Raw genomic sequence first — 18,948 nt, forward strand, 5'->3', positions numbered from 1 at the left:
GTGCCAGCACCACCGGCACTCCACGTGCTGTTGGGTTCGTGCCCCGGGGCCGCCGAACCTAGATTGGTCGCGTGACCGGTCAGAGCACGCGCACCAGCGCCAGGAGCGGCGGGAGAGGAGGGTTCCTCACCGCCCTCGCCGCCCTGCCCCGCGTGGCCGAAGCCTACGGGTCCGGCTGGCGCGTGCGCGCGGTCGAGGTCCTGCACCTGATGACCTCGCTGGCCCTGGCCCTGTGCTACCTGGTGCCCGCGTCCATGCTGGTGGTCTCGGCCACCTGGATCGGCTTCGCGCTCTCCGGCCCCTGGCTGCCCGAGGTGTCCCGCCTCGTCCCCGACCGTATGCTCTCGGACTCGCTCGCCTTCCTGGTCGGCCTCCCGGCCCTGGCGACCCTGCTGGCCCGCCTGTCCTGCCGAGTCCAGCGCAACCGGCTGGACAACGTGTTCGGGATCGTGGAGACCAGCCCGCCCGATCCCCTGGCCCACGACAAGCCGCTCGTGCGCACCTGGCGGTTCGTGTTCGGCCGCGACGCGTGGTCGGCGGTCGTCTACAGCACCGTCGCCGGGCTCCACGGCCTGCTGGCCGGGGGCGTGGTGGTGGCGCTGGTGGTGTGCGGCGGGGCGTCGGTCGTGGGCGCCCTGATGGGGATCGTGTTCGTGCTGGTGATGGGGTCTCCCGGCGACCTGGTGGGACCCCTGGTCCTGGTCGTGTTCGGCCCGCTGTGCGCCCTCGTCGGACTGCGCCTGGCCCCCTACACGGTCGCCACCGAGGTCCTGCTGCACCGCAGGCTGCTGTTCGAGGCGCCCGAGGTGCGCATCCGCCGCCGCCTGCTGCACGTCCAGGACAGCCGCCTGCGCATGGTCGACGCCGCCGAGGCCGAGCGCCGCCGCATCGAACGCGATCTGCACGACGGCGCCCAGCAGCGCCTGCTCGCCCTGACCATGACCCTGACCCGGGCGCGCTCGCGCGTGGCCACCGACCCCGACACGGCCCTGGAGCTGATCACCGAGGCCCAGCGCGAGTCCCGGGAGGTCATGGACGAGCTGCGCCAGGTGGCGCGCGGGCTCCACCCGCGGGTCCTGACCGACCACGGACTGGGCGCGGCCCTGCCCGTGGCCGCCGGACGCGCCCCGGTCCCCGTGCGGGTGGACGTCGAGTTGGAGGAGCGCCCCTCCCCGCGTGCCGAGGGGGTGGCCTACTACGTGGCCTGCGAGGCGCTGAACAACGTCGCCAAGCACTCCGGCGCCACCGGGGTCACCGTGGCCGCGGAGCGGGTGTCGCGCCCCGCCCGCAACGGCGGTGACCTGCTGCGGCTCACCGTCACCGACGACGGCTCCGGAGGGGCCGCTCCACGGGCGGGCACGGGCCTGAACGGCCTGTGGGACCGCGTGGACGCGGTCGACGGGGTCCTGACCATCCACAGCCCGGCCGGTGAGGGCACCGTCCTGACCGCCGACATCCCTTGGGAGGCATGACCGTGTACACCAGTGCGAACCCCGTCCAGCCCGCGGAGAGAGGGCCCAGGGTGGTCATCGCCGAGGACTCGGTGCTGCTGCGCAGCGGGATGGCCCGCCTGCTGGAGGACGCGGGGGTGGAGATCGTCGCGCAGGTCGGCGACGCCGACGCGCTGATGCGGGCGGTGGAGGAGCACCCCGACGTGGACCTGTGCCTGGTCGACATCCGCATGCCGCCCACCTACTCCGAGGAGGGCATCCAGGCGGGTATCGCCATCCGCCAGAAGTACCCGGAGGTGGCGGTGCTGCTGCTGTCCCAGCACGTGGTCAGCCGCTACGCCGCCGACCTGCTCGGCAGCGGGGCCAGCAGGGTCGGCTACCTGCTCAAGGACCGGGTCGCCGACATCGACGAGTTCCTGTCGGTGCTGCGCCGCGTCGCCGGGGGCGGCGCCGCCATCGACCCGGAGGTGGTCTCGCAGCTGCTCAGCCGTCGGCGGGACAACGCCCTGGCCCGGCTCACCCCGCGCGAGACCGAGGTACTGGAGCTCATGGCGCAGGGGCTGAACAACGCGGGCGTGGCCTCGCGGCTGACCGTCACCGAACGCGCTGTGGAGAAGCACATCCGCTCGATCTTCACCAAGCTGGACCTGGGCCACGACGACCACGATCACCGCAGGGTGCAGGCCGTGCTGCGCTACCTGCGCGGCGCGGACCGGGACTGACCGCGGACACCAGAGGGGGCGCGAGCCCAACGAGGAAGGAAGAACAGTGACATTCAAGGCACGGGGCCTGTATGCCTCGTCGAGCAAGGAGCCGCGCGGGTTCCGCGTGGGTCCGTGGCTGCTCCTGGGCGCGGTGCTGGTGCTGGGCGTGGTGGTGGCGACCGCCTTCTCGGTCCTGGGCAACGTGGGAGTGGACCGCGGCACCCGCAGCGACGCCTACGACGCGCCCCAGGCCCTGGAGATCGAGAACGGCACCGGCGGCGACGTCGTCCTCACCGGCGGCGCCGAGCGGGTGCAGGTGGACCGCACCCTGCGCGGGACCCCCCTCACCGAACCGGAGGAGGACATCGAGGAGGACGACGGCGCCCTCCAGGTGGAGGCCGAGTGCCTGGGCGTGCCGTTCTTCGACGGCTGCCGGGTCGACTACGAGGTCGCGGTCCCGGCGGGGACCGCGGTGACCGTGGAGACGATCAGCGGCCGGATCAGCGTGGAGAACGTCGACGGCCAGCTGGAACTGGGCAGCACCAGCGGCGAGGTGCGGGTGGACGGCAACAGCGGCGACGTCACCGCCGAGTCCGTCAGCGGCACGATCGACGTGACCGGGGTGGAGGGCTCCGTGGTCGCGGAGACCACCAGCGGCCGGATCATCGCCGAGGGGGCGGGGGAGCACCTGCAGGCCGCGAGCACCTCCGGTGACGTGGACGCGTCCGGGTTCGACGCGCGCACGGTCGTGGCCGAGTCCACCAGCGGCGACGTCCGGGTGGGCGGCGGCTTCACCGAGGCCCAGGTCTCCACGGTCTCGGGGGGCATCGGGGTCGCCACCGACGAGGCCTTCGACCTGTTGAGCCTGGAGAGCGTCAGCGGCGGGGTCGACGTGCGGGTGCCCGAGGGCGTCTACGAGGTCACCGGGGAGTCCGCGTCCGGAGAGCGCCGAGTGGACGTGGACACCTCCCCGGAGGCGGAGGCCCGCATCCAGGCCGACACCGTCAGCGGCGCGCTCAGCGTCACGTCGGACTAGACCGGCCCGCTCCGGCGCGCTCGAAGCGCAGTGCCGCCCAGTCCGAGTCGATCGGCACCTGGGCGGTACCGCGCCACCCCGAGTCCAGGAGCGGGTCCCAGCCCCGGTCCGCGGCCAGGTCGGTGATGATGGTGCCGCCGCGCCGGGGGTAGCACGCCCACAGGCGGGTGTCCGGCCCCACCGCCTCCAGGACGCGGGGAGCCTCGCGGCCCACGGTGCCCCGGTCCAGGGCGAACAGATGCACGTCGTCGTAGTCGGCGCCCTCGATGGGGCCCAGGTCGATGTGGATGTCGGGAGGCGGTTCCAGCAGCCGCAGGTAGCGCTCGGGGGCGTTGAGGACGAGCAGCCGGTCGCCGGGGCGCACCCCGAGCCTCTGGGCGAGAGTGCCTGGGTTGTCCGACATATCCCCCTCCGTTCGTGGCTTGCGGGCGCCCTCGCCCGTCTCCTGGCCACCGTACGGTCCGCGGCCGCGGAAACCGAGCACCTTCCCCGCCCGCACCCCGACGGGACCCTGTTTTTTAGGATGCCCCCATGACAGATGAAAACGGCGTACTGCGCTGGGGCGTGCTCGGGACCGGCGGCATCGCCCATTCCTTCGCCGAGGCGCTCGGCTCCACCCCCACCGCCCGGCTCACCGCGGTCGGCTCGCGCACCCCCGAGCGCGCCGAGGAGTTCGGCCGGGCCTGGGACGTCCCCGAACGCTACGGCAGCTACGAGGACCTGGCCCAGAGTCCGAACGTGGACGCCGTGTACGTGGCCACCCCCCACCCCTGGCACCACCCCAACACCCTGACCTGCCTCAGGGCGGGCAAACACGTCCTGGTCGAGAAGCCCATGGCGATGAACGCCCTCCAGGTCTCGCAGATGGCCGAGGCGGCCCGCGAGGGCGGTCTCTTCCTGATGGAGGCGATGTGGACGCGCTACCTGCCCGCCTCCCGCCTGGTCCGCGACCTGGTGGAGGACGGCGCGATCGGCGAGGTGCGCTGGCTCTCGGCCGAGTTCGGCTTCAACGCCCCCTACGACCCCGACCACCGCCTCTTCAACGCCGGCCTGGGCGGCGGCGCCCTGCTCGACCTGGGCGTGTACCCGCTGGCCTTCGCCTCCCAGCACCTGGGCGAGCTGACCGTGGTGGGCGCCACCCGCCACCTGTCGCCCGACCGGATGGTGGACACCGCCACCACCGTGCTCGTGCGCGGCGAGAACGGGGGCACCGGCTCGCTGTCGTGCGCCTCGCGGACCACGCTGCCCAACCGGGGGGTGCTGGCCGGGACGAAGGGCCGGCTGGAGATCCCGAACTTCTGGATGGCCACCGACGTGGTGCTGCACCGCGACGGCCACGAGCCGGAGTCCTTCTCCCGCCCCTTCCGCGCCAACGGCTACGAGTACGAGGCCGAGGAGGTCGCGCGGTGCGTGGCCGCCGGTGAGCTGGAGAGCCCCGACATGCCCTGGGCCGAGAGCCTGCGCCTGGCCCGGATCATGGACCAGATCCGCGACGTGGGCGGCCTGGTCTACAGCCCGGCCACGGTCAAGGCCGTACCCCTGGCGTGATCCCGGCCGCTCCCTGCCTCTCCTTCCTGGGAGCGGTCCCACGCTCGTGCTCCCCGGCGCCCGCGGGAAGGTCCCCGGCCTCCCGCGGGCGCCGCCGCGCGTGCAGCAGGCGTGCCGCGGTGGCCCGCGCCAGGGCGGGCACGCTCATGCGGACCACCATCAGCAGGGCGTCGCGGGGGCCTACCTCGTGGGCGAAGTAGTCGTCGAGCGCGAGGTGGCCGCTGCGGGGCCGGGTGCCGTAGATCCGGCCGTCGAACACGCGGTAGGCGTCGTGGATGAGCAGAGTGTCGGGGTCCAGGTTCGGCCCGTCGCCCAGCCACTCGGCGGCCTCGCCAGCGACGCGCCGGACCCGAGCGGGGAGGGGCCGGAGCTCGTTGGGGAAGACGCGCGCGTCGCCCAGGCTCTGCCGCCACGCGGCGTAGACGGCCGGGTGGCGGGTGCGCAGGACGACGTAGGTGGTCCGCAGCGGGTGGGCGAGGACCTCGCGGGTCAGGAAGTGGATCATCAGGGCCGCGGACAGGCCCGAGCGGCGGTGGGCGGGGACCACGCCCGCCGCGTCCAGGTACACGGCGCGCCGGGAGGCGAAGCGGCGGCGGTGGTAGCCGCCCCAGCCGACGGGGGAGCCGTCCGGGCCCAGGATCAGCGCCAGGGAGGAGACCTGCTCGAAGAAGCCCGCGTCGATCCGGGCGCGCCAGTAGGACGAGTGGTCGGCGCCGAAGGCCCGCGCGGCCAGGTCGCGCAGGACGCGGTGCAGGCGTTCCCGGCAGCGCGGGGACAGGGTCGCGGGGGAGTCCCAGCGGGCGAGGCGGTAGCCGGGGCACAGGTCCCGGACGGTGGGCGGCGCGCTCAGGTCGCGCAGTTCGGGGTTGTGGTCGTGGACGGTCACCTGCACCACTACTTTCACTACTCTCCGGAAAGAAACGACTCCCTAAAGTAGTGGTTTTGGCGCGCGTTCGGGCGAACTCCGCCCGACTCGGGGCTCCAACGGCTAGGCTCCCAGTCGTCGAAGGAGCCGTTGAACAGCGAGGAAGGTATGACCTCCGCACCCGTGCCCGACTGGCTGATCCCTCCCGTCGAAGGTTTTCGGGCCGAGGACCTGGACAGGCTGACGGCCCTCCCCCCGCACAGCGAAATGATCGACGGCAGTATCGTCCTCCCCGCCCCGCGAAAGGGGTACCACAGCGTTGTAATGGACCTGCTCACCATCGGTCTACGCCACACGGTTCCGACTCACTACCGTGTGCGCCGTGGGATGACCGTGACGCTCGGCCCGCGTCAGCGCCCCGAGCCGGACGTCATGGTCGTGGCCACCAAGGCGGTGGACGATCGGCAGAGCACCTTCCTTCCGGATGCGGTGGCGCTTGCGGTCGAGGTGGTGTCGCAGGAGTCCATGGAGCGGGACCGCAAGCGCAAGCCCTTCCTGTACGCGGAAGCGGGTATTCCCCACTTCTGGCGGGTCGAGAAGGAGGGCAGGGGGCCGGTGGTGTACGTATACGAGTTGGACCCGGCCGGTCCCTGCTACGTGCCCACCGGTATCCACCACGACCGGCTCAAGGTCGGGTTTCCCTACCCCGTGGACATCGACCTGACCGAGGTCCACCGGCTCTGAACGCGCGGGCTCAGCCCGAGGCCGCCGCACGGCCGAACCTCTCCGACAGGCGCGACATGTGCCCGCGCAGCTCGGCGGGCTCCTCCACCTCCATCTCCACGTCGAGCATGCCCAGGTAGCAGGCCATGTGGAACAGCGAGTCCCCGGAGCACACCAGCACGCACGAGCGCTCGTCCACCGGCTCGATCAGCCCGAAGCCCGCCGCCGTGCGCTCGGCCTCCTCCGCGGGGACGAACAGCCTGATCCGCGCCCGCACGGGCCACATGTGCACGTCCATGCGCTCCCGCAGGTAGGCCGCGACCCCCTGCTCGGGCGGGTCGCGCGGGGGCACCCGCGGCCCGGTCGGCGTGAGCGGGCGCATCCGGTCCACCCGGAAGGTGCGCCAGTCGTCGCGCTCGGTGTCCCAGGCCACCAGGTACCACCGCCGCCCGCGCGAGACCAGCCGGTGGGGCTCCACCATCCGGCGCGAGGCGCTGCCGTCGTGGCGCTCGTAGTCGAAGCGCAGCCGCTCGCTGTCCCGGCAGGCGGCGGCCACCAGCGCGAGCACGTCGGCGTCCACCGTGGGCCCGTCGGAGGGCATGGGAACGGTGAAGGTACCCAAGGCGTCCACCCGGCGCCGCAGCCGCGAGGGCAGCACCTGCAACAGCTTGGCCAGGGCGCGCACCGAGGTCTCCTCGATCCCCGACACACCGCCCTGGGCGGCGGTGCGCAGCCCCACCGCGACCGCCACCGCCTCGTCGTCGTCCAGCAGCAGCGGTGGCAGGGCGGCGCCCGCGCCGAGCTGGTAGCCGCCCCCGGTGCCCATGGTGGCCTGGATGGGGTAGCCCAGCTCGCGGAGACGGTCCACGTCGCGGCGGACGGTGCGCGGACTCACCTGGAGGCGGTCGGCGAGTTCGCCGCCCGGCCAGTCCTTGCGGGTCTGGAGCAGGGACAGCAGGCGCAGCAGGCGCGCGGAGGTCGCTCTCATCCCCGCAGTGTGCCAGGAGTGGAGGACGCTTTCGGTCCTGCACTCCTGGCGCCGACCGGTCGGACGGGATGCTCGGGCCGGGGAGGGGTGCCTCAGCCGGTCACCGCGACCGCCTCCACCTCGACCAGCTGGTCGTCGTAGCCGAGCACGGCCACCCCGAGCAGGGTGCTGGGCGCGTCGTGCCCGCCCATGTGCGCGCGCACCACCTCCCAGGCCGCCACCAGGTCCTCCTGGCGGTCGGAGGCGACGTAGACCGTGGTCTTGACGACGTCGGCCAGGTCGGCTCCGGCGTCGTTCAGCGCGGTGCGCAGGTTGCGCATGACCTGCTCGGCCTGGCCCGCGTAGTCGCCGACCGCGACGGTGCGGCCGTCCTGGTCGAGCGGGCAGGCGCCCGCGGTCCACACCACGCGCGCGGGCTCCTGGACCGTGGCGGCGTAGGCGTAGTCCACGGCCTCGGTCAGGGTCTGGCTGCGGATCAGTCGGACAGCGCTCATTGTTCTCCCGGGGCTTCGTCGGTCTCTGGCGCCCCCACCAACGACCGCGCGGGGGCCGCGGGTTCCGGTTCTGCCCACGGCAGAGCACCCGCCCTCCTCATAGGAGGGGGCGGGCCGCCGACCTCTCAGGCCCGGTCGGGGACCAGGACGCTCAGGCAGGTCACGCACGCCTCCAGCTTCTCGAACTCGGAGATGTCCACCGGCAGCACCCGCCACCGGTCGGCGCTCAGCCGGTGGATCGTCTCGTGCGCGGCGGCGCTGACCAGCACGTCGCGCCCGCCCAGGGGCAGCACGTGCGCGCCCTGCTCCTCGGCCGCCCGGTGCACGGGAGGCAGCGCGTCGGCCTCCACCAGCTCGGGCAGGCCCACGAGCGTGCCGTCGGGCAGCGCGGTCACCGCCGACTTAAGGTGCGGTGCCGCGCCCAGGCCCACGCGCACGACCTCCCGGCCCAGCGGCTTGAGCAGCCGTTCGAGCTGGGCGGCGCCCTCGGCGTCGGTTCTCCCGCCCACGCCCACGTAGACGGTCGAGCCCACCTGGAGCACGTCACCGCCGTCCAGGGTCCCGGGCGCCTCGACGCGCGCCACCCGCAGGCCGAGTCTGCGCACGGAGGCCTCGACCCCCTCCACCTCGCCGCGGCGCTCCCGCGCGCCGGGGCGGGTCAGGACCGCCAGGTCCTCGCACACCACCACGGTGTCCTCCACGAACACCGCGTCGGGGTGCTCGGGCGCCGGTTCGACCTCGCACACCCGCCACCCGGCCGAGGCGACGGCCTCCTGGTAGATCGTGTACTGGCGCGCGGCCAGGACCGGGTCCACCTCCGTGCGGGGGGCGGCGCCCCGTGCCAGGTCGGGGCCGGGGCGGCGCATCAGGGCGACCCCGTAGTAGGTGTATCCGTCCACGTACACGTCCTCCAGGGGTGCGGCGCCGGGATCTGGGAAGAGCACAACCTATCGCGCACCCGTACCCGTTTCCCGGACGCGGCACGCGGGTCTTTCGGCTTGTTCGCCGGTGCGGGCGGGGGCAGGCTGGTGGCCATGGACGTGATCATTGTCGGTGGCGGGATCGTGGGGACGAGCGCGGCGTTCCACCTGGCCAGGAAGGGCGTGTCCACCGCGCTGGTGGACGCCTCGCACACCGGGCGGGCCACGGCCGCCGGGCTGGGGGTGGTCTTCCCCTGGCCGCTGCCGTGGGACGAGGCGCCGGTGTGGGACTTCAAGGCCCGCGCGGCCGAGCACTACCCGCGGCTGATGGCCGAGCTGGCCGAGGACGGCCAGGCCACCGGTTACGAGGTGGTCGGGGGCCTGTCCGTGGACCGGGAGGGCGACGACGCCGGGTTCGACCTGCTGCGCAACCTGTCCGAGCGCCCGGAGTTCGCGACGATGGGCGCGGTGGAGCGCCTGGCCCCGGGCGGGCCGCGCGAGCGGTTCCCGCTGCTGCCCGAACCCTACGGCGGGGTGTTCGTGGAGGGCATGGCCCGGTTGAACGGGGCGGCGGCGCGGGCCGCCCTGTTCAACGCCGCCGAGGAGCGGGGACTGCGCTACTTCAAGGGGGAGTGCCGCCTGTTGTGGGACGGCCGCCGGGTGAGCGGTGTGCGCGTGGGCGGTGAGGCCCTGGAGGCGCCCGTGGTCGTGGTGGCCGCGGGCGCGTGGTCGGCCGGGCTGCTGGCGTCCACCGGTGTGGACCTGCCCGTGCACCCGGTGCGCGGGCAGGTGACGCACTTCGCGCTGCCGGGGCGTGACACCCGCGCCTGGCCGGTGGTGCGGTTCGGCGAGCGCGGGTACTTCGTGTCGGCCTTCGGCCCCGACCGGGTGGTCACCGGCGGCACGTGGGAGCCGGAGGCCGGGTTCGACCGGCGGGTGACGGCGTCGGGTCTGCTGCACAACCTCTCCACCGCGGTCGAGGCGCTGCCCGGACTGGCGGACGCCACGGTGGTGGAGACGCGGGTGGGCCTGCGGCCGTGCACGCACGACGGACGGCAGCTGCTGGGACCCGTGGAGCGGGCGCCCGGTGTGGTGGTGGCGACCGGGCTGGGCGGTGAGGGGCTGACCTTCGGACCCTTCCAGGGGCTGGTCGCGGCCCGGCTGGCCATGGGGGAGGACCCCGGGGTGGACCTGTCCCCCTTCCGGCCCGACCGGCCCATGACACCCGCCTGACGCCGTCCGCGCAGGCAGCGGCCCGAACCCGGCCGGGCCCGGGGGTCCGGCGGGGAGTTGAGTAGCGGTACTCAGGCGTGCGAGCGGGGGAGCCGACAGCATGGACGCATGAACCCCTACACCCCCCAGCCCCGGTCCACCCCGCAGTTCTTCCTCCAGTCCGCCCTGTCCTTCGGCGCGGCGTCGGTCGGAGTCGGCGCGGGGATCATCTACCTGCCCGTCGACCTGTGGATCCGGGCCTTCCTCGGCCTGGGTCTGCTCTACGTGATCACGTCCACGTTCACCCTGGCCAAGTGCGTGCGCGACCGGCAGGAGGACGCGCTGGCCGCCGAGGCGGCCCAGAACTACCAGCAGATCCCCATCTGGAACGGAGAGCAGCCCGTCCCGCGCTCCTGAGCGGGACGGGTCGGCGCGGCGCGCGGGGACGGAGCGCGCCGAGCCCCGGGCCGCGCCGGTGTCAGGCGTTGGGCGGAAGAGCGGTTCCGGCGCCCCTCCGGCGCGGCCTGAGCAGGTCGTGGCGTTCCCTGGGCAGGGTGGGCTCGCCCGCGCCCTGCACGGTGAAACCGGCGTCCTCGATCATCTCCAGGTCGGCCCGGCCCGCCTGCCCCTCGCTGGTGAGGTAGTCGCCCAGGAACACCGAGTTGGCGATGTGCAGCGCCAGCGGCTGGAGGGAGCGCAGGTGGATCTCGCGGCCGCCCGCCAGGCGCACCTCCACGTCGGGGAAGACGAACCGGGCGGCGGCCAGGATGCGCAGGCACCGCTGCGGGGTCAGCTCCCAGGTGCCCTCCAGCGGGGTGCCCTCGAAGGGCATGAGGAAGTTGACCGGCACCGAGTCCGGTTCCAGCTCGCGCAGCGCGAACAGGGCGTCGATCAGGTCGTCGTCGCTCTCCCGCATCCCCGCGATCAGCCCGGAGCAGGGGGACAGGCCCGCGTGCTTGGCCCTGGTCACGGTCTCCACCCGGTCCGCGAACTCGTGGGTGGTGCAGATGTCGGCGTAGCGCTCCTCCGAGGTGTTGAGGTTGTGGTTGTAGGCGTCGGCCCCGGCCCGGCGCAGCCGGTCGGCCTGGCCCTCGGAGAGCAGGCCCAGGCAGGCGCACACCTCCACGCCGGGGTGCTCGCTCTTGATGCCCTCGATGGCGGGGGCCAGCCGCTCCACGTCGCGGTCGGTGGGTCCGCGCCCGCTGGCCACCAGGCAGACCCGGGTGGCGCCCGCCCTCACCCCGTGGGAGACGGCCTCGCGGGTCTGGTCGGGCTTGAGCCAGGTGTACCTGACGATCCCGGCCTCGGAGCCCAGGCGCTGGGAGCAGTAGGAGCAGTCCTCCGGGCACAGTCCGCTCTTGACGTTCACGAGGTAGTTGAGCTTGACGCGGCGCTCGAAGTAGCGCTGTCGGACGCGGAAGGCCGCGGCGACCAGGTCCATCAGGTCGTCGTCGGAGCTGCTCAGAACCCCGAGGAGTTCGGCGCGGCTGGGCTTCTCGCGGCGAAGGGCCTTCTCGGCCAGGGGAAGGAATGTGGTCACGGGGACGATCCTGGTTCCCCGGACGCGGGCGGCACAGTCACCGAACCAGCCAAAAACGCGGCGGAAGTCTTGTGCGGGGCGGCTGTTTGTCCCCGCGTCCTGGTCGGGGCCGGGTGCGGCTACCGGTCGCGGGGACGGGCGCCCCGCAGGAACTGCTCGACCGCGGTCTCGACCAGCCCGTCGAGCCTGTCCGCGTCGATCATGCCGCCGTTGACCATCGTCGCGATGCCCTGCACGGTCGCGTACAGGATGATCCCGATGCGCTCGGGGTCGCCGTGTTCGAGCGCGCCGCGCTCCTGACCCTCCTCGATCAGCTCGCTCACCTGCCCGAAGGCGGCCTCGGCCGCCTCTACGAGCCGTGTGGCTCCCGGCCGGTGTTTGCCGGAGTTCATCAGTTCGAGCAGCGCGGCGTTCTCGGTGGCGAAACGGGCGAAGGCCAGCACGGCTCCGTGCACACGCACGTCGAACGCGTCCCCGGCCTCCGCCAGCGCGGTGCGCAGCGCGTCGCCCAGGCGGACGAACCCCGCCTCGGCCAGGGCGTCGAGGAGTGCCTGACGGTCGGCGAAATGCCGCCGCGGCGCGGCGTGGCTCACGCCGACCTCCCTGGCCAGGTCCCGGAGTGAGAGCTGGTCCGCCCCGTGCTCGCGCAGTTGGCGCGCGGCCGCGTCGAGGATCGCACTGCGGAGGTTGCCGTGGTGGTAGGGGCGCTGCCCGGCGGGTTCGGTCACGTCCGCCACCCTAACACGCGATGTTTGCATTGACATCATTGTTTGCACTGACTACATTCGGGGGTCATGTCAGCGTTCTCCGCCCAAGACGTCCCTTCCATGACCGGTCGCACCGTCGTCGTCACCGGTGCGAACAGCGGGATCGGACGCGTCACCGCGCGCGTCCTCGCCGAACGGGGCGCCCGGGTCCTGCTCGCCGTCCGCGACCCCGGCAAGGGCCGCGCCGCCGCCGCGACCATGACCGGAGACGTCGGGGTCGGCGAGCTCGACCTCGCCGACCTGTCCTCGGTCCGCGCGTTCGCGCGCCGGCTCACCGAGCCCGTCGACCTGCTCGTCAACAACGCCGGTCTGTCGCTCCCGCCGCTGTCCCGCACCGCCGACGGTTTCGAGTCGCAGTTCGGGACCAACCACCTCGGCCACTTCGCGCTCACGAACCTGCTGCTGCCGCGAATCCGGGGGAGGGTCGTCACGGTGGCCTCGCTCGCGCACCTGATCGGCGCGATCGACTTCGCCGACCCCAACTGGGAGCGGAAGCCCTACCGGGCCTATCCCGCCTACGGGCAGTCCAAACTCGCCAACCTCCTGTTCGCCTCGGAACTCCAGCGGCGCCTCGACGAGGCCGGTTCCCCGGTGATGTCGACGGCCGCCCATCCCGGGATCTCGGCCACGAACCTGATGAGGACCGAAGGGCGCGGCCCGTGGCTGCGGGCGAGCCAGGCGCTGATCGGCCTGGTCACGCAGAGCGCGGAACTCGGCGCCCTGCCGACGCTCTACGCCGCCACGGCGGACGTTCCCGGCGGCAGTTACGCCGGTCCCCGGAACCTGATGGGGCTCCGGGGCGCGCCGAAGCTGGTCACACGCGCGGCGAAGGCGAGTGACGTCGACGCGGCGCGCCGACTCTGGCAGGTCTCCGAAGAACTCACCGGAGTGACCTTTCCGCTGAAGACGCCCCGCGTCGCCTGAAAACCGTTCCGGCGCCACGGGTTCGAGCGTTCACGAACCCCGCCGCCGTTGACACCGGCGCGTCCCGGAAAGGAACGTCCGATGACACAGCCACACGAGACGCGGCCACACGAGGCCGAACTCAGGCGGCTGCCGGACCGGGCCGAGATCAGCGAGGTCCAGACCCGCTACGCCACCGGAACCGACTCCCGTGACTGGGAGCTGTTCCGCGGCTGCTTCACCGACGAGGTCGAGGCGGACTTCAGCGAGGGCTTCGGCCAACCGGTCATCCGCTTCCAGTCCGCCCTCGCCGGAGAGGACGCCGTCTGAGGCGGCGCTGCCCGGGCCGGGCCCCGGACCGCGCGGTGGCCGGGGCTCAGCCCGTGGGGGCGGACCCCCAGCGCGCGAGGCCCTCGCGGAACCCGTCGGCGGCGGTGAACACGTGGCCGCCCATGCCCAGCGCCTCGGCGGCCCGGACGTTCTCCTCGCGGTCGTCGACGAAGAGGATCCGCCCGGGCTCCACGCCCAGGGCCTCCTGGCACCACCGGTAGGCGTCCGGTTCGGGCTTGGCGCGGCGGATGCGGCAGGAGAAGGCGCGCACGTGGAAACGGTCGAGCCAGGGGTGGTGCGCCTCGTAGTGGGCGGCCAGCTCCTCGGGGATGTTGGACAGCAGTCCGATCCGCCGACCGGAGGCCGCGAGCTCACCGACCAGGGCGACCATGGTCTCGTCCACGGCGCTCCAGCTGGCGACGTCGGCCTCGACGAGCGCGGCGACCCGCTCCCCGTCGAAGCGCGTGCCCAGGTCCTCGCCCACGCCGCGCCAGTACTCGGCGGCGCTCACGTCAGCGCGGTCGTAGGGCTGGCGCCGCGCCCAGTACGCCTCCCAGAAGGCCGGGGCGGGCGCGCCCGCGACCCGGACCAGCCGGTCCCTGCCCTCCTCGGACTGGTGGCGGGCCAGGACGCCGAACAGGTCGAAGAGCACGGTCAACAGGACACACCTTCCTCACGGCACCGTCGGGAACCCGTCCAGATCGTACGCGGTCGGCCGCCGCGTGACCGATACACGTCGCGGGCCAAACGATGGACATCTTTTGGCCCATGGGCGTTTTGTCCGTGACCCTCGGCTCCCCGGCGTGTCCACTCTTGGGGCGAGCACTGTGCGACGAGGGAAGGACGAGGGACGTGAGCGGAGCCAGACAGGCCGGGAACGAGTCGGTTCCGGAGGGAGAGGCCAACATCGTCCACGTGACGATGATCGCCGCGGCCGCGGCGATGGGGGGTTTCCTGTTCGGCTACGACAGCTCCGTCATCAACGGGGCGGTACCGGCCATCCAGGAACGGTTCGGCGTGGGACCGGCCACGCTCGGCTTCACGGTCGCCTCCGCGCTCCTGGGCTGCGTGGTGGGCGCCGCGGTCGCGGGCGCCCTGGCCGACCGGGTCGGACGCATCCGCACCATGCAGATCGCCGGTGTGCTGTTCGCGATCAGCGCCATCGGCTCAGCGCTGCCCTTCAACGTGTGGGACCTGACCGCCTGGAGGATCCTGGGCGGTGTGGCCATCGGCCTGGCCTCGGTGATCGCCCCGACCTACATCGCCGAGGTCTCGCCTGCCGCCTACCGGGGCCGCCTCGCGTCGTTGCAGCAGCTGGCCATCGTGCTGGGCATCGCCGCCTCGCAGCTGGTCAACTACGGCATCGCCCAGATGGCCGACGGCACCGCGAGCGGCATGCTGGGACCGGTCCAGGCCTGGCAGTGGATGCTGGGCATCGAGGTCCTTCCCGCCCTGGTCTACCTGGGGCTGAGCCTGCTCATCCCCGAGTCGCCCCGCTACCTGGTGCGCGTGGGCCAGACCGAACGCGCGCGCCGCATCCTGGCCGACGTGGAGGGCGGCGGGACCGAGCGGGTGGACAAGCGCATCGGGGAGATCCGCGAGGCGCTGGGCTCGGAGGTCCGGACCAGGCTGAGCGACCTGACCGGCCGCTACGGTCTGCTGCCCATCGTGTGGATCGGTATGGCCGTCTCGGCGTTCCAGCAGCTGGTCGGGATCAACGTCATCTTCTACTACTCCAGTTCGCTGTGGCAGTCGGTGGGGGTGGAGGAGTCGGCCTCGCTGCTGCTGAGCCTGTTCACCTCCATCGTGAACATCGTGGGCACGTTCGTGGCGATCCTGCTGGTGGACCGGGTCGGCCGCAAGCCGCTGCTGCTGGTGGGTTCGGCCGGGATGACGGTGGCGCTGGCGCTGGCCGCCTACGCCTTCAACCACGCGGTGGTGCGTGGCGAGGAGGTGACGCTGTCGTTCGGCTGGGGCGCGGTGGCGTTGACCGCGGCCAGCCTGTTCGTGCTCTTCTTCGCCCTGTCGTGGGGCGTGGTCGTGTGGGTGCTGCTGGGGGAGATGTTCCCCCTGCGCATCCGCGCGGCGGCGATGGGCGTGGCCACCGCGACCCAGTGGCTCACCAACTGGCTCATCACCGTGAGCTTTCCGAGCCTGCGCGACTGGAGCCTGAGCGGCACGTACCTGATGTACGCGTTCTTCGCGCTGGTGTCGTTCTTCTTCGTGCTGAGGTTCGTGAAGGAGACCCGGGGCAAGACCCTGGAGGAGATGCGGGGCTGAGGGTTCAGCGCTCCAGGTCGATCTTGCGCTGGAGGAACTCCTCCCGGTCGATCTGGCCGCGCGCGTATCTGAGCCGCAGTTCCTCCTCCGCCGCGTCCACGGCCTGCGGCGCGGGCGCGGCGGGGGTCCGGCGGCGCCCCGGCCGGGCCAGGTCGGCGCGGGCCGCGCCCGCCACGGACACCACCGTGACGACGAAGAAGACGCCCAGCGCCACCATCACCATGATGACGACCGCGGCCATGACGTAGGTCATCGTCTGCTCCCCACTCCTGGAAGAACCGCTCCTCTCCTTCCTGTGTACCCGTGTCGGGGGCGCTTCTCCAGGGGTCCTTCGCGCCTGTGGACAGCCGCTCCGTCCGGATCGCCGTAACCTGGATTGTCGCGATCCGGACGAAAAGGGTGGTTATGCGCGTCCTCCTCGTGGACAACCACGACTCATATACGTACAACCTCTTCCAGCTCCTGGCGCGCGTCCTCGGCCGGACCCCGGCGGTGCTCACCCACGACGACCCCCGCTGGGACCGGCTCGACCCGGCGGACGTGGACGCCGTGGTCGTCTCACCGGGACCGGGCCGCCCCCAGAACCCCCGCGACCTGGGCCGCGTCCCCGAACTCCTGGCCCGCACCCGGCTGCCCGTCCTGGGGGTGTGCCTGGGCCACCAGGCCATCGCCCACCTGGCCGGGGCGGACGTGGTCTCGGCCCCGCAACCCCGCCACGGCCACCTGTCCCGGATCCGGCACACCGGAGCGGGCCTGTTCGCGGGCCTGCCCCAGGGCCTCACCGCCGTGCGCTACCACTCCCTGGCCGTCCCCGAGCCGCTGCCCGAGGCGCTGGCGGCCACCGCCTGGGCCGAGGACGGCGTGGTCATGGGCCTGGAACACCGCACGCTGCCCCGCTGGGGCGTGCAGTTCCACCCCGAGTCGGTGGCCAGCGAGCACGGCGCGGAGCTGGTGGCGAACTTCCTGGGTCTGGCCCGCCCGCACACCGCCCTCGCGGCCGTGCCCCCGGACCCGTCCCCGGACCGGGACACGGCCGCCCGGGTCGGGAAGGCCCCGGGGGAGAAGGCCCCGACGACGCTGCCCGGAGAGCGTCCCGACGCCCCCGCGGCCACGGCCGCCCCGACCGTCCGCGTGCGCGAACTCCCCCTGGCCGTGGACACCGAGGCCGCATTCGCCCGCCTGTACGGCGACGCCGAGTACGCGTTCTGGCTGGACAGCTCCCGCCCGGAGGGGCCCGCGCGCTTCTCCTTCCTCGGCGCCGCCACCGGCGAGGTGCTCACCTACCGCGTCGGCGGACCCGTCACCGTGCGCGCCGCCGACGGCACCGAGCACCGCGAGCCCGGCAGCGTCTTCGACGCCCTCGACCGCCGCCTCCCCCCGCCCTCGCCCTCCGGCCTGCCCTTCGACTTCGCCGGAGGCTACGTCGGCTACCTCGGCTACGAGCTCAAGGCCGACTGCGGCGGCGACAGCGCCCACACCTCCTCCGAACCCGACGCGGTGTGGCTGCGCTGCGACCGGTTCGTGGCCGTCGACCACCACCGGAACCGCACCTACGCGGTGTGCGCCGACGACCTCCCCGACGGCGACGCCTGGCTCGACGCGACCCTGGCCGCCCTCACCGACCTGCCGCCGCTGCCCGCGCCCGCCCCCGCCGCCCCGCCCGCCGACCTGGCCCGCCTGCTGGAGCGCCCGCGCGAGGGCTACGTCGCCGACGTCAAGGAGTGCCTGGCCGAGCTCACCGCCGGGGAGAGCTACGAGATCTGCCTGACCAACCGGATCCGAGTGCCCCACGGCGGGAAGGACCTGGACTCCTACCGCCGCCTGCGCGCCGCCAGCCCCGCGCCCTACGCCGCCCTGCTGCGCCTGGGGCCCACGAGCGTGCTCAGCGCCTCGCCCGAGCGCTTCCTGCGCGTGGACGGCGAACGCACGGCCGAGAGCCGCCCCATCAAGGGCACCGCGCCGCGCCACACCGACCCGGCCGCCGACGCGCGCGCGGCCCGGGAGCTGCGCACCGGCGCCAAGACCCGCGCCGAGAACCTCATGATCGTCGACCTGCTCCGCAACGACCTGGGGCGGGTGTGCGAGGTCGGCAGCGTCGAGGTGCCCGCGTTCATGTACACCGAGTCCTACGCCACCGTGCACCAGCTGGTCTCCACCGTGCGGGGCGTGCTGCGCCCGCGGGTGTCGGCCGTGGACGCGGTCCGCGCCTGCTTCCCCGGGGGGTCGATGACGGGTGCGCCCAAGGAGCGCACCATGCGCATCCTCGACCGCCTGGAGACCTCCGCGCGCGGGGTCTACTCCGGCGCGCTGGGCTACGTGTCCTCCTCCGGCGCGGCCGACCTCAGCATCGTCATCCGCACCGCCGTGCTCAGCGGCGGCGAGCTGACCATCGGCGCCGGCGGAGCGATCGTGCTGGACTCCGACCCCGAGGAGGAGTACGAGGAGATGCTGCTCAAGGCTGACGTGCCCGCCCACGCCCGCTGACCGATCCCCGGCGGGGGCGGAAAACCGCTTGCCGCGCCCGGTTCCCGGGCACCACGCTGGGCCCATGGACGTCCCCAGGCACCAGATCCGCGCGCTGCACACCGACACCACGGTCACCGTCTACCAGGCCTACGCCCCCTCGCTCGGGCTGGCCGCCGCGCGCGGGGGACGCTTCCCCTCCGCCTGGAAGCGCGACCGCATGACCTGGCTAAAGCCTTCGTTCATGTGGATGATGTATCGCTCCGGATGGGGGCTGAAGAGGGACCAGGAGACCGTGCTGGCCGTGGAGATCACCCGAGCGGGCTTCGCGTGGGCGCTGCGCAACGCGTGCCTGTCGCACCACGCGCCCGCCGTCCACCCCGACCGGGAGACCTGGCGCGCGCGGCTGCGCGAGGCGCCGGCCCGCGTGCAGTGGGACCCCGAGCGCGACCTGTACCTGACCCCGCTGGAACACCGCTCCCTGCAACTGGGGCTGGCGGGCGAGGCCGCCCGGCGCTACGCGGACGAGTGGATCGTCTCCATCACCGACGTCACCCCGCTCGCACACCGGGTGCACACCCTGGTCCAGGAGGGGGAGACCGCCGCGGCGACCCGGCTGCTGCCCGCCGAGCGCCCCTACCCGGTCGCGCCGGGGGAGCTGGACCACCTGCGCCCCGCCCGCGAACACGACGTCGCGGTGTGACCACGCACCACTCCGGTCAGA

21 protein-coding genes are annotated in these 18,948 nt (G+C 73.2%); 12 read left to right on the plus strand and 9 right to left on the minus strand.

All coding sequences use genetic code 11. The annotated features are described in order from the left end of the window. The first annotated feature begins 152 nt into the window (after positions 1-152). From ACSTA4_RS15255 to ACSTA4_RS15265, 3 genes are read left to right on the plus strand one after another with little or no spacing between them, the layout of a single operon-like run. Positions 153-1,472 carry a histidine kinase gene (locus ACSTA4_RS15255; RefSeq protein ID WP_444964182.1) on the plus strand — a complete coding sequence of 440 codons (1,320 nt, stop codon included), beginning with the start codon at positions 153-155 and terminating at the stop codon, positions 1,470-1,472. After that, complete coding sequence (locus ACSTA4_RS15260; protein WP_444959845.1) at positions 1,469-2,173, plus strand: response regulator transcription factor; 705 nt, start codon at positions 1,469-1,471, stop codon at positions 2,171-2,173. The genes ACSTA4_RS15255 and ACSTA4_RS15260 overlap by 4 nt, the downstream gene beginning before the upstream one ends. A gap of 46 nt (positions 2,174-2,219) precedes the next feature. Then, positions 2,220-3,191, plus strand: a complete 972-nt coding sequence (locus ACSTA4_RS15265) for a DUF4097 family beta strand repeat-containing protein (RefSeq protein WP_444959846.1) — start codon at positions 2,220-2,222, stop codon at positions 3,189-3,191. On the opposite strand, the gene ACSTA4_RS15270 is transcribed toward ACSTA4_RS15265, so the two are convergent. After that, positions 3,178-3,594: a hypothetical protein gene (locus tag ACSTA4_RS15270; protein WP_274978003.1), complete on the minus strand. Its 417-nt coding sequence runs from the start codon at positions 3,592-3,594 to the stop codon at positions 3,178-3,180. The two genes, ACSTA4_RS15265 and ACSTA4_RS15270, sit on opposite strands and share 14 nt — an antisense overlap. 128 nt (positions 3,595-3,722) lie before the next feature. Here ACSTA4_RS15270 and ACSTA4_RS15275 point away from each other — a divergent pair, with 128 nt between their 5' ends. Then, positions 3,723-4,739, plus strand: a complete 1,017-nt coding sequence (locus tag ACSTA4_RS15275) for a Gfo/Idh/MocA family protein (RefSeq protein ID WP_444959847.1) — start codon at positions 3,723-3,725, stop codon at positions 4,737-4,739. Here ACSTA4_RS15275 and ACSTA4_RS15280 read toward each other — a convergent pair. Then, positions 4,717-5,634, minus strand: coding sequence for a GNAT family N-acetyltransferase (locus ACSTA4_RS15280; protein WP_444959848.1), 918 nt, complete (start codon positions 5,632-5,634; stop codon positions 4,717-4,719). The genes ACSTA4_RS15275 and ACSTA4_RS15280 overlap by 23 nt on opposite strands. A 138-nt stretch (positions 5,635-5,772) precedes the next feature. Between ACSTA4_RS15280 and ACSTA4_RS15285 the strand changes: the two genes are divergently transcribed. Then, positions 5,773-6,348: a Uma2 family endonuclease gene (locus ACSTA4_RS15285; RefSeq protein WP_444959849.1), complete on the plus strand. Its 576-nt coding sequence runs from the start codon at positions 5,773-5,775 to the stop codon at positions 6,346-6,348. A gap of 10 nt (positions 6,349-6,358) precedes the next feature. Here ACSTA4_RS15285 and ACSTA4_RS15290 read toward each other — a convergent pair whose 3' ends face one another. The 3 genes from ACSTA4_RS15290 to ddaH all read right to left on the minus strand — a co-directional run bounded on the left by ACSTA4_RS15290 (position 6,359) and on the right by ddaH (position 8,708). Beyond that, positions 6,359-7,315, minus strand: coding sequence for a helix-turn-helix transcriptional regulator (locus ACSTA4_RS15290; RefSeq protein WP_444959850.1), 957 nt, complete (start codon positions 7,313-7,315; stop codon positions 6,359-6,361). Between the two features lie 92 nt (positions 7,316-7,407). After that, positions 7,408-7,809, minus strand: coding sequence for a RidA family protein (locus ACSTA4_RS15295; protein ID WP_444959851.1), 402 nt, complete (start codon positions 7,807-7,809; stop codon positions 7,408-7,410). Between the two features lie 125 nt (positions 7,810-7,934). Then, positions 7,935-8,708, minus strand: coding sequence for a dimethylargininase (ddaH, locus tag ACSTA4_RS15300; RefSeq protein WP_444964183.1), 774 nt, complete (start codon positions 8,706-8,708; stop codon positions 7,935-7,937). Between the two features lie 135 nt (positions 8,709-8,843). Here ddaH and ACSTA4_RS15305 point away from each other — a divergent pair, with 135 nt between their 5' ends. Then, positions 8,844-9,962: an NAD(P)/FAD-dependent oxidoreductase gene (locus ACSTA4_RS15305; protein WP_444959852.1), complete on the plus strand. Its 1,119-nt coding sequence runs from the start codon at positions 8,844-8,846 to the stop codon at positions 9,960-9,962. A gap of 108 nt (positions 9,963-10,070) precedes the next feature. Further along, positions 10,071-10,358 (plus strand): YiaA/YiaB family inner membrane protein, encoded by a 288-nt coding sequence (locus ACSTA4_RS15310; protein WP_212639803.1) that lies wholly within the window; start codon positions 10,071-10,073, stop codon positions 10,356-10,358. A 61-nt stretch (positions 10,359-10,419) separates the two neighbouring features. Here the strand turns inward: ACSTA4_RS15310 and bioB are convergent, their stop codons facing one another. After that, positions 10,420-11,481 carry a biotin synthase BioB gene (gene bioB, locus ACSTA4_RS15315; protein WP_444959853.1) on the minus strand — a complete coding sequence of 354 codons (1,062 nt, stop codon included), beginning with the start codon at positions 11,479-11,481 and terminating at the stop codon, positions 10,420-10,422. 119 nt (positions 11,482-11,600) lie between these two features. Continuing rightward, complete coding sequence (locus ACSTA4_RS15320; RefSeq protein WP_444959854.1) at positions 11,601-12,209, minus strand: TetR/AcrR family transcriptional regulator; 609 nt, start codon at positions 12,207-12,209, stop codon at positions 11,601-11,603. 66 nt (positions 12,210-12,275) lie between these two features. Here ACSTA4_RS15320 and ACSTA4_RS15325 point away from each other — a divergent pair, with 66 nt between their 5' ends. Both ACSTA4_RS15325 and ACSTA4_RS15330 read left to right on the plus strand, forming a co-directional pair. Next, the gene (locus ACSTA4_RS15325; RefSeq protein ID WP_444959855.1) at positions 12,276-13,172 is read left to right on the plus strand and encodes an oxidoreductase; all 897 of its coding nucleotides are present in this window, start codon (positions 12,276-12,278) and stop codon (positions 13,170-13,172) included. Between the two features lie 81 nt (positions 13,173-13,253). After that, positions 13,254-13,481: a nuclear transport factor 2 family protein gene (locus ACSTA4_RS15330; protein ID WP_444959856.1), complete on the plus strand. Its 228-nt coding sequence runs from the start codon at positions 13,254-13,256 to the stop codon at positions 13,479-13,481. A 46-nt stretch (positions 13,482-13,527) separates the two neighbouring features. On the opposite strand, the gene ACSTA4_RS15335 is transcribed toward ACSTA4_RS15330, so the two are convergent. After that, positions 13,528-14,139, minus strand: a complete 612-nt coding sequence (locus tag ACSTA4_RS15335; protein WP_444959857.1) for an HAD family hydrolase — start codon at positions 14,137-14,139, stop codon at positions 13,528-13,530. Positions 14,140-14,333: 194 nt separating this feature from the next. Here ACSTA4_RS15335 and ACSTA4_RS15340 point away from each other — a divergent pair, with 194 nt between their 5' ends. Continuing rightward, positions 14,334-15,761: a sugar porter family MFS transporter gene (locus ACSTA4_RS15340; RefSeq protein WP_444959858.1), complete on the plus strand. Its 1,428-nt coding sequence runs from the start codon at positions 14,334-14,336 to the stop codon at positions 15,759-15,761. A 4-nt stretch (positions 15,762-15,765) separates the two neighbouring features. Here ACSTA4_RS15340 and ACSTA4_RS15345 read toward each other — a convergent pair whose 3' ends face one another. Then, a complete protein-coding gene (locus ACSTA4_RS15345) occupies positions 15,766-16,014 on the minus strand; it encodes an SHOCT domain-containing protein (protein ID WP_444959859.1) in 249 nt (82 codons plus the stop codon). A gap of 152 nt (positions 16,015-16,166) precedes the next feature. On the opposite strand from ACSTA4_RS15345, the gene pabB reads away from it, so the two are divergent. Together pabB and ACSTA4_RS15355 are read left to right on the plus strand one after the other, a co-directional pair. Next, on the plus strand, positions 16,167-18,245 hold the full coding sequence (pabB, locus tag ACSTA4_RS15350) for an aminodeoxychorismate synthase component I (RefSeq protein ID WP_444959860.1): 2,079 nt from the start codon (positions 16,167-16,169) through the stop codon (positions 18,243-18,245). Between the two features lie 64 nt (positions 18,246-18,309). Next, on the plus strand, positions 18,310-18,927 hold the full coding sequence (locus ACSTA4_RS15355) for a DUF4291 domain-containing protein (protein WP_444959861.1): 618 nt from the start codon (positions 18,310-18,312) through the stop codon (positions 18,925-18,927). The last annotated feature ends 21 nt before the right edge of the window (positions 18,928-18,948 follow it).

It is taken from the genome of Nocardiopsis sp. M1B1 (assembly GCF_052466615.1).